The following is a 12,713-nucleotide window of genomic DNA, read 5'->3' on the forward strand; positions in this document are numbered from 1 at the left end:
GTTACCTTCCATTCAATAAATTTTCAATTTTCCAGCTCTGCATTTGATCAAAAGTATTATAATCGGTAAGATCAAAATGAATAGGTGTTATCGAAACATAATTATTTTTTATAGCAGCCTGATCAAGATCAGGATTAATATCTACAGCCATTAAACTGCCGGTAAGCCAATAATAATTTCTGCCATAAGGATCAATTCTTTTTTCATAAGTGTCATCCCACTTGGATTTACCTTGTTTAGTAAGAACTATTCCTTTGATTTCTTTTTCAGGGAGATTAGGTACATTAACATTTAGCATTGTACCCAAAGGAAGTTTTCTTTTATAAACTTCCTGAGCAAGATGTTTTGCGATTTTTGCCGCATAAGAAAAATCCAATACCCGATAACTTGCAACAGAAATTGCAATAGAAGGTACCTCCATTATTGCCCCTTCGCGTGCTGCTGAAACTGTTCCTGAGTATATAATATTTATTGCAGTATTCGATCCGTGATTTATTCCAGAAATAACCAAATCAGGCGGAACAGCCATAAGATTTCTTATTCCTATTTTAATGCAATCAGCTGGTGTTCCATCAACAGCATAGCCGAAAAAACTTCCATTTTTCTGATACTCAAAAACCCGTAAAGGTGTTTGCATCGTTATTGCATGACCTACTGCGCTTTGTTCTTTATGAGGAGCAACAACTGTTACTTCTGCAATTTCTTTTAATGCTTCAGCCAAAGAGTGAATTCCTGCCGAATCGATTCCATCGTCGTTTGAAACTAAAATCCTCAATTTTTTCCTTTTTTAATTTTTTTGATGCGGCAATATAGTATTAACACAAATCTCCAACAATTTAAGTTTATTTGACTTGATATATCATTTATAAAGATTGATTAAATTAACCCGAAAGAAAATGTTTATTCTTAAACCATACATATTTAACAAATTTCCGGAGCTGATTTTTGGATTCAGTACCATTATTTCCAAAAATGCCAAACCTCCTTTTTATTTTAATCTTTCTTTTTCAGTTGGTGATGATAAAATAATTGTTGAGCAAAACCGCAAAGAGTTTTTGGAACAAATAGGATTAACCGAAAATTCTGTAAGCTTTCAAAGACAAATTCATTCAGATATAATTAAAACAGTTAATCACAGCGGAGATTGCGGACAGAGTGATGCATTGATTACTAATAAAACAGGACTTGGATTGGCAGTTATCATTGCTGATTGTACACCAATATTTATTTATGATAACCAAAATAAAGTAATTGCAGCAGTTCATGCCGGTTGGAGAGGTACTGAACAAAATATTTTAGGTAAGACACTGTATCAGCTCTCAAAAGAATTTAATTCAATACCTAAAGATCTTAATGTTTATGTTGGACCGTCAATTTCACAAAACAATTATGAAGTAGGTGAAGAAGTTGCAGAAAAGTTTGAGAAAAAGTATTTGATCAGATCTGATAAAAAACACTTACTTGATGTAAGCGGTGCGAATTATGATACTTTGCTGGAGTTTGGAATTCCTAAAGTTCAAATACAAAGATCAGTCCTTTGTACATTTGAATATAGAGAATTATTTCATTCTTACAGACGTGATGGAAATCTTTCCGGCAGGTCTATTGGTGTAATTGCAATTAGGGATTAAGCAAAGAGATTGCAACAATTTTACCGGAGTAATTTTTTGTTAGCTATGATTTATTAAAATTAAATCTTTGCTAAAAATTGGATTAAATAATTTAACAGTAACCTTAAAACATTAAAGAATCTGATAAAGTAAATATGTAATTTTGATTCAATAATTTTCAGGAAACTTATGCAAAATATCATTCGCATTAAAAAAGCAGCATTTTATGGTTATCACGGTGTTATGAGTGAAGAACAGAGTGTTGGTGGTAAATTTGAAGCTGATGTTGATATTTATACTAATTTTGCTAATGCTGCAAAACATGATTCATTACACGAAACTATAGACTATCAAAAAGTTTACAAAGTGCTTTATCATCTTGCATTGGAGCAGAAGTATTATTTAATTGAATCTGTTGCTGATAAAATTGCTGATGAACTATTAAATAAATTTTCAGAGATTGATAAGATTGCTGTAAGAGTCAGAAAAAATAATCCTCCCCTTGGCGGTGTGGTTGATTGTGTAGAAGTTGAAGTTATCAAAGACAGGGATGATCTAAAAAATTGATGTCTGAAAAATTAAATATTGCATTTATTGGTTTAGGCAGTAATATTGGTAATCGTCTTGAAAATTTACAACGGTCTGTTTCGTGCATAAGGCTTTTGGATAATACAAAAGTTAAATCTGTATCCTCAGTTTATGAAACATTACCATTTGGAAAAATAAAACAATCTGATTTTTATAACGCAGTTATTAAAATAGAAACAGAATATAAACCAAAGGAATTGCTGAAGGAATTAAAAAAAATTGAAAAAAAAATCGGCAGAGTTAAAAGACAAAGATGGGGTCCAAGGGAAATTGATCTGGATATTTTAATATTTAATGATTTAATTTTATCGGATGAAATTATAACTTTACCGCATAAAGGTATTATTTATCGTGATTTTGTGCTTGTTCCATTAGTTGAAATTGAACCCGGACTTATCAACCCGGTTTATAATAAAAGATATAAAGACTTTATTGATGAACTTGAAAATAAATATATAACTAAAAAATTGTCTGATAAACTTATTATGGAAAATATAAATCTTGGCTGTATCTGAAGAAATCAAATATATTGCTGTAGAGGGTGTAATTGGTGCCGGAAAAACAGCACTTGCAAAAAAACTAAAAGCACGTTTAGAAGCAAAACTTATTCTTGAACAATTTGAAGCAAATCCATTCCTTGAAAACTTTTATAATGACAGAAAAAGATATGCTTTTCAAACTCAGATGTTTTTTTTAATTAACAGGTTCAAACAGCAGGAAGAGTTAAATCAGGAAGACCTGTTTAGTAATTTTATTATTTGCGATTACATTTTTGATAAGGATAAAATATTTGCTTATTTAAATCTTTCGGCTGAAGAACTAAAACTCTATGAATCAGTGTTTCCACTATTATTAAGAAATCTCAGAAAACCTGATCTGGTTGTTTATTTACAATCCAGTGTGGATAGACTGATGTTTAATATAAAAAAACGCAGCAGAAGTATTGAGAGAAATCTGTCCAGAAATTATATTGAAGAATTGAGCGAAGCATACAACCACTTTTTTTTCAGATATAATTCAACTCCGCTCTTGATCGTTAATTCATCAGAAATTGATTTTGTTAATAATGACAGTGATTTTGAAGAATTATTCAGAGAGATTTTCAGAGCAGAACGCGGACCAATTGAGTACTTTAATCCTGAGAGAAAATTATCTGGTTAGAATATGCTTAAACTGATTTTATATTTTTTACTGTTTTATATTATATTCAGATTGATTTATACAATGCTGAGAAACTTTTTTAGTACTAAAAGCAATACTAACATTAAATCAAATCCGGTAAAACGAAAATCAAAATTTGAAGATATTGAAGAAGCTAAGTATATAGAAATTAAACCAAGTGATGAGGAAAAGAAGTGATTTAATATGGCTCATAGTTCAGCTCTGTCAAAAATAATTTTATCATTCCTCAAAAAGTATTATTCAATAAAAGAAAATAACAATTGTGATTTAGGTGAAGTAAGAAAAGTTCTGATTGTAAGACAACATAATCAACTTGGTGATATGCTGGCATCAGTTTCGTTATTTCGTGCAATAAAAGAAAAGTATAAGGATTCAAAATTATTTTTAATAGTCAGTCCGGTAAACAAAGCTGCTGTAATCAAAAATAAATATGTAGATGGTTTTTTTGTTTTTGATAAGCCGAAAGTTTTTCTTCCGATAAGATTTATTAAATTCATCAGATATTTACGTCAGGGGTTTGATGTTGTTATTGTACCTTCAACAGTTTCTGTTTCATTTACAAGTAATTTAATTTCAAGAATATCCAAAAGCCGTATTAGAATTGGTGTTAAAAATCTTGATGGTAAGGAAAACGAAAGCTCATTCTTTTTTGATCAAAGAATAGAACTTGATTGGAGGAAAGAACCAGATTCAAATGTAGCTGATTTTATTCTCGATATTGTTCGACCTTTCGGAATAACTACAAATGATTATAGCAGTAATATAGCGTTTGATGATAATGATCTTGATACTGCAAGGAATTTTGTTAATAAAATTATGATGGATAAGCAGTCTCGTTTGATTGGTATTCATGTCGGTGCAGGTAAACCTCAGAATAAGTGGTCATTAAACAAATATATTAAACTTGTTGAGTTGCTTGAAAAAAATTATAAATGTTGTTTTTATATAACCGGTTCAAAGTTTGACAAAGAAGAACTTAATTATGTTAAAGAAAAATCTAAAGTTACAATTCATCAATACTTGAATCATTCAATTCCTGAAGTGGCTGCACTTATTTCAATTTCTGATTTATACGTAACAAATGATACTGGGTTAATGCACGTAGCAGGTACTACACAAACTCCGCAAATTTCTCTTTTTGGTCAAACAAACCCATTCAATTGGGCACCCTATGGTAAAGACAAAATATTTTTAAGAAAATCTGACTTAATAGATGATATTGAAACTGAAGATGTTTTTGAGATTTGTAAACTTCTTTTAAACAAATCTGATGGATAAAACTAAAAATAGAATTGCTGCAATAGATATCGGAACCAATTCCTTTCATCTTATAATCCTGGAAATTACCAATAACAATAAACTTAAATTACTGGATCGCGACAGAGTTTTTTTAAGAATCGGGAATATCAAACAAAACGGTTTGAATATTATTTCAAAAAGTGATACCGAAGCAGCAGTAAATGTTTTATTGAAATTTAAACAACTGGCAGATTTTCATAAAGCAAGGATTTTTGCTATTGCTACAAGTGCTGTAAGAGAAGCTTCAAACAACAAAGAATTTATCAGCGAAGTTTTTAATCGAACAAGAGTAAAAATTAAAATTATTGATGGGAAATCTGAAGCAAAATTAATATTCCTTGGGATGAAGAATGCACTTGATCTAAGCAGCTCAAATGTGCTTGGAATTGATATTGGAGGCGGAAGCACTGAATTTATTTATGCTGTTAACGGAAAAGTTAAATATGCTGATAGTGTAAAAATTGGAGCTGTAAGATTATCCAATGTTTTTTTCTCTGAATATAAAATTACAAAATCAGCTGTAAGCGCTTGCGAGGATTATGTTGAAGCTCATATTCAAAAACAAATTGATATGAAGATATTCAGAAAAATTGACATTGCTGTTGGTTCATCAGGAACAGTAGATACTATTTGTATGATAAAAAATATTCAATCAGGTAATGCCGTTAGAAAAAAATTAAATGGATTTGAATTTTCTTATGATGAATTTGAAGATATTTATAATCTTATAATGAATCTAAGAACGCCCGACGAAAGGATGAATGTACCTGGATTAGAATCAAAACGTGCTGATATAATTCCCGCAGGTTTGATTATACTAAAAAAAATATTTCAATTATTTGATTTAAACAAGATGATATTATCCGAATACGCCTTGCGTGAAGGTATAGTTTTCAAAGCATTAAATTTGAACTAAGATAGATTTTTACATATTTAGACATTCTTTTTTAAGACTTACTGACTAAGTATATTTGCACTTAATTTAATCTGAGAATATGAATAACATTAGAAATTTTTGCATTATTGCGCACATAGATCATGGTAAATCAACAATAGCTGATTGTTTACTTGAAAAAACCGGTGTTGTTTCTGCCCGTGAAGCAAAAGATCAGATATTAGATAATTTAGAACTTGAACGGGAACGTGGAATTACTATAAAATCACATGCAATTCAAATGCATTATCGGTTTAAGGGACAGGAATATGTTCTTAATTTAATTGATACGCCTGGTCATGTGGATTTTACGTATGAAGTTTCGCGCTCACTAGCAGCATGTGAAGGTGCTATACTTATCGTTGACGCCGCACAAGGAGTTGAAGCTCAAACGATTAGTAATCTTTATCTTGCAATTGATGCTGGATTAGAGATTATCCCTGTTATAAATAAAATCGATCTGCCAAGTGCTGAAATTGATAAAGTAGCTAATCAAATTATTGAACTGATTGGTTGTGATAAAGAAGATATAATCCATACAAGTGCTAAGTCTAAAATTGGAATAAATGAATTATTAGAAGCAGTTATTGAAAGAGTGCCACCGCCAAAAGGTGATCCAAATGCACCGCTTCAGGCTTTGATTTTTGATTCTGTTTTTGATTCTTACCGGGGAGCTATTGCTTACATTAGAATATTTGAAGGTACGCTTAAAACAAATGATAAACTCAAATTCTTTAAAGTACATATTGAATCTGATGCAGAAGAAATTGGCACCTTAGGTCTGAAGAAAATCAAAACAGATGAACTTTCAGCAGGTGATGTTGGATATATTATTGCAGGGATTAAAGATGTTCACGAAACAAAGGTTGGCGATACAATTACTCATGCAAAAAATGGTGCTGCAGAGCCGTTGCCGGGTTATAAAGATGTAAAGCCAATGGTTTACAGCGGGTTATATCCAACTGACTCTGACGACTTTGAAGATCTTCGTGATGCTTTGGATAAATTCAGATTAAATGATTCCGCTTTAATATATCAACCGGAAACATCTGCCGCATTAGGGTTTGGATTTAGATGCGGCTTTCTTGGTTTACTGCATATGGAAATTGTTCAGGAACGATTATTACGCGAATATAATCAATCAATAATTACAACATTACCAAACGTTGAGTATTATGTTTATACTAAAAAGGGAGAGAAAATAACTGTTGATAATCCCGCTGAAATGCCTCCTGTTGGCAGCATTGACAGAGTTGAAGAACCGTATATGAAAGCGCAAATAGTTACTCCAAGCGAATATGTCGGGAATATTATGAAGCTTGCAATGGATAAGCGAGGCACTTATATAAATACTAATTATATTGATCCCACACGTGCAGATATTCAATTCGAGTTCCCTCTTTCAGAAATAATTTTTGATTTTTATGATAAACTTAAATCCTCTACCCGGGGTTATGCTTCTTTTGATTATGAATATATAGGCTATCGTGAATCTGATCTTGTAAAACTTGATATTCTCTTAAATGGTGAACCAGTTGATGCTCTTTCGATGATTGTTCATCGAAGTAAATCTTTTGAGTGGGGCAGAAAGGTCAGTTCAAAACTTAAAGACCTGATACCAAGGCAGATGTTTGAAATAAGTATTCAGGCGGCAATCGGTACAAAAGTAATTTCAAAATCAATTGTTAAAGCTCTTAGGAAAAATGTTATTGCCAAATGTTACGGCGGAGATATATCCCGTAAAAGGAAATTACTTGAAAAACAAAAAGAAGGTAAAAAGCGTATGAAGCAAGTTGGCAATGTTGAAATTCCGCAAGAAGCATTTTTAGCTGTTTTACAAATAGAGGATTAGAATTTCAGGATTGTGATCAAATGAAACGCCTGTTAAAAATATTAGTACTTCTTTTGTTTATAGCACTGCTGCTAAAATTATTTGTTGTTGATGCTTTCAAAATTCCAACAGGTTCAATGAAAAATACTTTGATTGAAGGTGATTTTATCATTGTAAACAAATTAGCATATTCTTTTTCTACACCGCATCAAATACCTTTTTGGGGCAAACGGCTACAAAGAATGAAAATCTCAGCAACCGGAAAACCAGAGTTTAATGATGTTATCGCATTTGAAATACCAGCTAATTATTATGATCCTGCTTCTAAAGACTATTCAATTCTGATAAAAAGAATTATTGGTTTGCCTGGCGATACAATAGAGTTAAAAGAACAAGAATTATTTGTAAACAACATTAAATATCGAACACCTTCTTATATTAAAATTGATCTTGAAGAGCAGCCAATTGAAAATATTGATTCAAAGATATTTCCTTATGATAGTAAGTGGACTACTGTTAATTACGGTCCTATTGTAATTCCGAAAAAAGGAATGACAGTTGAATTAAATCCTAACAACATTTTGCAATGGCAGAATGTAATTAATACAGAATTTGGTAAGAAAGTCGTTAGCATTGAGGGAACTGTCATAACGGTTAACGGTGTTGCAGTAAGAGATTACACATTTAATAAAGACTATTATTTTGTTCTTGGTGATAACAGAAAAAATAGTATTGATAGCCGCTATTTTGGCTATGTTTCTGAAGATTGGTTAATTGGAAAGGCATTGTTTATTTATTGGTCACAGATACCAGTGCAAACTTCCGGAATTAGTGATTTTTTCTCATCCATAAGATTTAGCCGGTTAATGCAGTCTATAGACTAGCATTGGAAGGTTTTAAAACTTGATACGATCATTTCATTAAATTACTTTGAGATAAGAATTTATGAGCAAACCGGTTTTAATTATTATTATTCTTTCTTCTTTTATTTCAGCACAGAATAAGTATTTTATTTATTTCAAAGACAAAGGACCCGAGAATTCTTTCAGCCAGCTGAATAAAAACAGTGTTGGTTATCAGGAGGCTCTTAATCTTTTAACTGATAAAGCTGTTGAAAGAAGAATTAAGAATATGGGTGATGAGTATATTACTTTTGAAGACTTAAAAATTTACTCCGATTATATAGCAGAAATCGAAAATCTTGGAGTGAATATTCTTAGAGAACTTTCATGGTTTAATTCGGTATCTGCTTATCTTAATTCTGATCAGATTGAAAAAATAAAATATCTGCCGTATGTAAAATCAATAGAGCCGGTAAAAAAACTTTTCTATAAAAATGATTTTGAGTTTGAAATTGATAATTCTTTATCAAAAGTATATGATACTACTTTTAACTATGGGTTAGCGTACAAACAAGTTAATTTGTCGGATATTCCTTTTATCCATTCAAAAAATATTTCAGGAAAAAATGTTCTGATTGGAATACTTGACTCAGGATTTGATTGGAAATACCACGAAGCTTTAAAAACTAAAAATGTAATAGCTGAATATGATTTTGTTTTTAATGATTCAATAACTGCAAATCAACCAGGTGATATTCAATCACAAGATCGCCACGGTACTTATGTTTTTTCTTTACTAGCTGGTTCAACTGATAGTATTGTGATTGGTCCTGCATTTAATTCGTCTTTCATTTTGGCAAAAACAGAAGATGTTAGAAGTGAAACCCAGATTGAAGAAGATAATTATGCAGCAGCTTTAATATGGATGGAGTCACTCGGAGTTGATATTACAACCAGCTCTTTGGGTTATAATGAGTTTGATAATAGTAATTCTTCATATTCTTATTCTGATATGGACGGGAAAACCACAATTGTAACTAAAGCTGTTAATCTTGCTTATCTTCGCGGTGTTTCTACTTTTACATCAGCAGGAAATGAAGGAAATACTTCCTGGAAATATATTACTGCACCTGCAGATGGATATAAAATCATTTCTGTTGGAGCAGTTGATGAACTTGGAAATATAGCATCTTTCAGCAGTCGCGGTCCAACATACGATGGAAGAATAAAACCTGAAGTTGTTGCATGCGGTGTTAATGATTATGGAGCATTAGCTCATACTGTAAACTCTTATATGTTTGGCACCGGCACTTCTGCATCTACACCTATTGCAAGTGGAATAGCAGCTCTGCTTCTATCAGCTTTCCCGCATCTAAAAAATGAGCAGATAAGAAATATAATTCTTGAGTCATCATCAAATTCATTAAATCCAAATAATAATATTGGATATGGAATAATGACTGCAAAAGGTGCAATTGAATTTCCAAATCTGCAAAAAGAATCTAATGAGTTTATTTTGCACAAAATGATCTTTGAGGATAGGATTAGAGAAAATTCTGTTAATATTGTTTTCAAAATCGCAGATGATCTGTTAGAACCAATTCAAATGACTAAAAGTGATATGTACAGTTTTGTTTATACTTTTCCGCAAAATAACAATGGAGAAGTTATTCAATTTTATATCACTTATTCTGACAGTTCGAATAATTTTTATCGTAAGCCGGAAAATGGTTTTTATAGATATGTTTATGGTACAGAATTAATTTCTCTGAATCTGGAAACACAACAATATCAGTCAGATAATAAAATAAGTGAATTTTTCCCTAATCCGTTTTTACCTGCTGACCATAAGAATGTGCAAATCAGGTTTTATTCTAACGGGAATGAATTATTTAAAATATTAATTATTGATGGAGCTGGGCAGAAGGTTATTGAAAGAAATATAAGTACAGTTCCTGGCAATAATTTATTTGAATGGGATGGATATTCTGATAGAGGTTATGTGTGTGCAAGTGGTGTTTATTATGCCCTGATTCAATTTGGTGGTAAAGAATATGGTAAAAAATTAGTGCTGTTAAAGTAAGATTTAAATTACTAATCTAATAATTTTATCTTGTTACTAAGATTAAAAATAATTTTTTAAGGGATATGTAATGAAGAATATTCTTTTTCCTGCTCAAAAAAAATATCTGGAATCATACAGAAAACAGGAAGATAAACTAATTCTTGAGATGGAAGAATTTGCCGAAGAGAATTCGATTCCAATTATTGAATGGCATGCAATTGAGTTTATTGAAAAATTAATTCTTATCAGTAAGCCTAAACGAGTACTGGAAATTGGTACAGCAATTGGTTATTCAACAATAAGAATTGCCCGTTGCCTTGCCAGATCATCTTCAATGTTTACTATTGAAAAAAGCAGTGATAATGTTGAACTGGCTTCAAAGTATATTAACAGATCAGGTGAAAGTAAAAAGATAAAACTTATCTATGGTGATGCATTAAGTGTTTTACCGCAGATGGATAAAAAATTTGATTTTATTTTTCTTGATGCTGATAAACATGATTATAAAAGATTGTTTGATTATTCTATGCTGTTATTAAAAAAGGGAGGGATAATTATTGTTGATAATGTTTTATGGCATGGTTATACAGCTTCATCAAATGTACCTGCTAAATATAAAACCTCAACAAGACATATAAGAGATTTCAACAAAATATTTATTCTTCAGCAAAACCTTGATTCAATGATTCTGCCGGTTGGTGATGGCTTAGGTTTCGGAATTAAAAAATGAAAGAAATAATTATCACTAAAGAATTTTTGGATGAAGTAGAACTCTTTTCTGATAAAAAGCTCTTTAGAAAAAATGATATAACTTTACTGTTGGAAAACTATTTTATCAATCAGGATGTAAAAGAGTTTAAGGATTTTGTTTTTACCGGAAAATATATAAATGGATTATTCAATGTATTGCAGACAGCTGGAAGCATTGCGAATTTTCAAAATCTTGAACTGGTTAAAAGAGATTTAAATAATAATATAGAAAAAGTAACTTCTCTTATAAAAGAAATTACTTTATCTATGACTGATAAGAATAAAACGGCAATAGAAAAGGATTATCTGAGTAATACAAAAGATTCATTTCATAACATAAAACAGCTTGTCGAAGACCTTGATCTTATTAAAAAATATTTGAACTTTCTAAAAAGAACAAATCATACTACGATTTAGCAATCCACTTTTCCAAAGCAGATAAAAAGTAAGTCATTGCAGTAATAAGCGGTTGATGCTGTTCTTCGTCAATATCCTGCAGTATATCTTTATGAATATCTATATAAGCCTTGTTTAACTGCTGAACAAGAAGCTGTCCCTTCTTTGATAAAGAAACTCTCATATTTCTTCTGTCGTTAGGGTCAATTTCCCTGATGATATATTCTTTTTGAACTAAGCCATCGATGATTCTGGTTAATCTGCTTGGACTTAAATTCATCCTTTCAGCAATAGCTTTATTGTTTATACTTTCGTCTGATCCGAATAATCTTAAACATCTGAATTCAGCTTGTGTAAGATTATGAATTTCAGCAAGACGAGCTTCTTTTTCCTGGCAGTTAGCTAATAAGACAAAAGTTAAATTAGCTAAACTTTCTGCGTTTTGATTTATATCCATTTTAATTCCGGTTATTGTAAGATAAACTATTGTCTATGACAAATATCGATAAGAATAACAATTTAATCAAGTGTATATTAAATTTATTTAACTAAATATCTGAATAGTATTTTTCTTTGTATTGAGATTTGTCCGTTAGTAAGATTTGTTAGCTCTGAAATAAATTTATTAATATTCTTTGGTTTGATGTAACAGGTAAAGAATGCTTTATCAGTAAATTGTGTTTCATTAATAATTGCCGATAGCTGGTTTGCAACTCTATGAATATGACTAACAAAACTAAATTCCACTTCAATCTCAACTTCTTCATACAGTATTTTCTGTATGATTTCTGACTGCTCCAAAACGCTGATAGATGCGTTATAATAAGCTTTACCCAGCGGGCCTACCCCAAGCTTGGTTCCGCCGAAATATCTCACTACAATCAACAATACATCGGTTAAATCGAAATGTTCAATTGCATTTAAGATCCTGATTCCGGCTGTACCATTTGGCTCTCCATCATCGGAATATTTCTGTTCAGCGTTTTTAATTTTATAAGCATAACAGTGATGTGTGGCATCATAGTATTTTTTTCGAATTTCTGACAGATAATTTTGTGCAGTGGTATTATTATCAGCAGAATAAACTATTGCTATAAACTCCGAACCTTTTTCTTTGAGAGAGTACTGTTTGTATTCTTTTACAGTTTTTATTTGTTCTGGCAGCATAAATGTGCGATTGAATAATCCATACTAAAAATATTTGTTTATCAATATC

Annotated in this window: 15 protein-coding genes; 12 read left to right on the forward strand and 3 right to left on the reverse strand. The window is 31.1% G+C overall.

Features of this window, described 5'->3' with window-relative positions; translation table 11 throughout:
* Nucleotide 1: 1 nt before the first annotated feature.
* Complete coding sequence (gene surE / locus ROY99_08260; GenBank protein ID MDT3696373.1) at nucleotides 2–775, reverse strand: 5'/3'-nucleotidase SurE; 774 nt, start codon at nucleotides 773–775, stop codon at nucleotides 2–4.
* 121 nt (nucleotides 776–896) lie between these two features.
* Here surE and pgeF point away from each other — a divergent pair, with 121 nt between their 5' ends.
* The 12 genes from pgeF (at nucleotide 897) to ROY99_08320 (ending at nucleotide 11,518) form a co-directional block, all read left to right on the forward strand.
* Nucleotides 897–1,631 carry a peptidoglycan editing factor PgeF gene (pgeF, locus tag ROY99_08265; protein MDT3696374.1) on the forward strand — a complete coding sequence of 245 codons (735 nt, stop codon included), beginning with the start codon at nucleotides 897–899 and terminating at the stop codon, nucleotides 1,629–1,631.
* Nucleotides 1,632–1,799: 168 nt separating this feature from the next.
* Complete coding sequence (folB, locus tag ROY99_08270; GenBank protein MDT3696375.1) at nucleotides 1,800–2,177, forward strand: dihydroneopterin aldolase; 378 nt, start codon at nucleotides 1,800–1,802, stop codon at nucleotides 2,175–2,177.
* Complete coding sequence (folK, locus tag ROY99_08275; GenBank protein MDT3696376.1) at nucleotides 2,177–2,713, forward strand: 2-amino-4-hydroxy-6-hydroxymethyldihydropteridine diphosphokinase; 537 nt, start codon at nucleotides 2,177–2,179, stop codon at nucleotides 2,711–2,713. Before folB ends, folK begins: the two co-directional genes overlap by 1 nt.
* Nucleotides 2,700–3,359: a deoxynucleoside kinase gene (locus ROY99_08280; protein MDT3696377.1), complete on the forward strand. Its 660-nt coding sequence runs from the start codon at nucleotides 2,700–2,702 to the stop codon at nucleotides 3,357–3,359. The genes folK and ROY99_08280 overlap by 14 nt, the downstream gene beginning before the upstream one ends.
* Before the next feature lie 3 nt (nucleotides 3,360–3,362).
* Nucleotides 3,363–3,557 (forward strand): hypothetical protein, encoded by a 195-nt coding sequence (locus ROY99_08285; GenBank protein ID MDT3696378.1) that lies wholly within the window; start codon nucleotides 3,363–3,365, stop codon nucleotides 3,555–3,557.
* 6 nt (nucleotides 3,558–3,563) lie between these two features.
* Nucleotides 3,564–4,658: a glycosyltransferase family 9 protein gene (locus ROY99_08290; GenBank protein MDT3696379.1), complete on the forward strand. Its 1,095-nt coding sequence runs from the start codon at nucleotides 3,564–3,566 to the stop codon at nucleotides 4,656–4,658.
* Nucleotides 4,651–5,595: a Ppx/GppA phosphatase family protein gene (locus ROY99_08295; protein ID MDT3696380.1), complete on the forward strand. Its 945-nt coding sequence runs from the start codon at nucleotides 4,651–4,653 to the stop codon at nucleotides 5,593–5,595. Before ROY99_08290 ends, ROY99_08295 begins: the two co-directional genes overlap by 8 nt.
* A gap of 79 nt (nucleotides 5,596–5,674) precedes the next feature.
* Nucleotides 5,675–7,465 carry a translation elongation factor 4 gene (gene lepA / locus ROY99_08300; protein ID MDT3696381.1) on the forward strand — a complete coding sequence of 597 codons (1,791 nt, stop codon included), beginning with the start codon at nucleotides 5,675–5,677 and terminating at the stop codon, nucleotides 7,463–7,465.
* A gap of 20 nt (nucleotides 7,466–7,485) precedes the next feature.
* Nucleotides 7,486–8,328 (forward strand): signal peptidase I, encoded by an 843-nt coding sequence (lepB, locus tag ROY99_08305; protein MDT3696382.1) that lies wholly within the window; start codon nucleotides 7,486–7,488, stop codon nucleotides 8,326–8,328.
* 61 nt (nucleotides 8,329–8,389) lie between these two features.
* Complete coding sequence (locus ROY99_08310) at nucleotides 8,390–10,369, forward strand: S8 family serine peptidase (GenBank protein ID MDT3696383.1); 1,980 nt, start codon at nucleotides 8,390–8,392, stop codon at nucleotides 10,367–10,369.
* 70 nt (nucleotides 10,370–10,439) lie between these two features.
* Nucleotides 10,440–11,081: an O-methyltransferase gene (locus ROY99_08315; protein ID MDT3696384.1), complete on the forward strand. Its 642-nt coding sequence runs from the start codon at nucleotides 10,440–10,442 to the stop codon at nucleotides 11,079–11,081.
* Nucleotides 11,078–11,518 (forward strand): hypothetical protein, encoded by a 441-nt coding sequence (locus ROY99_08320; protein ID MDT3696385.1) that lies wholly within the window; start codon nucleotides 11,078–11,080, stop codon nucleotides 11,516–11,518. The genes ROY99_08315 and ROY99_08320 overlap by 4 nt, the downstream gene beginning before the upstream one ends.
* Here ROY99_08320 and ROY99_08325 read toward each other — a convergent pair.
* Together ROY99_08325 and ROY99_08330 are read right to left on the reverse strand one after the other, a co-directional pair.
* A complete protein-coding gene (locus ROY99_08325) occupies nucleotides 11,508–11,954 on the reverse strand; it encodes a MarR family transcriptional regulator (GenBank protein ID MDT3696386.1) in 447 nt (148 codons plus the stop codon). The genes ROY99_08320 and ROY99_08325 overlap by 11 nt on opposite strands.
* A gap of 83 nt (nucleotides 11,955–12,037) precedes the next feature.
* Nucleotides 12,038–12,664, reverse strand: a complete 627-nt coding sequence (locus ROY99_08330) for a YigZ family protein (GenBank protein ID MDT3696387.1) — start codon at nucleotides 12,662–12,664, stop codon at nucleotides 12,038–12,040.
* Between the last annotated feature and the right edge of the window lie 49 nt (nucleotides 12,665–12,713).

Source organism: Ignavibacterium sp., from assembly GCA_032027145.1.
Lineage (GTDB): Bacteria > Bacteroidota > Ignavibacteria > Ignavibacteriales > Ignavibacteriaceae > IGN3.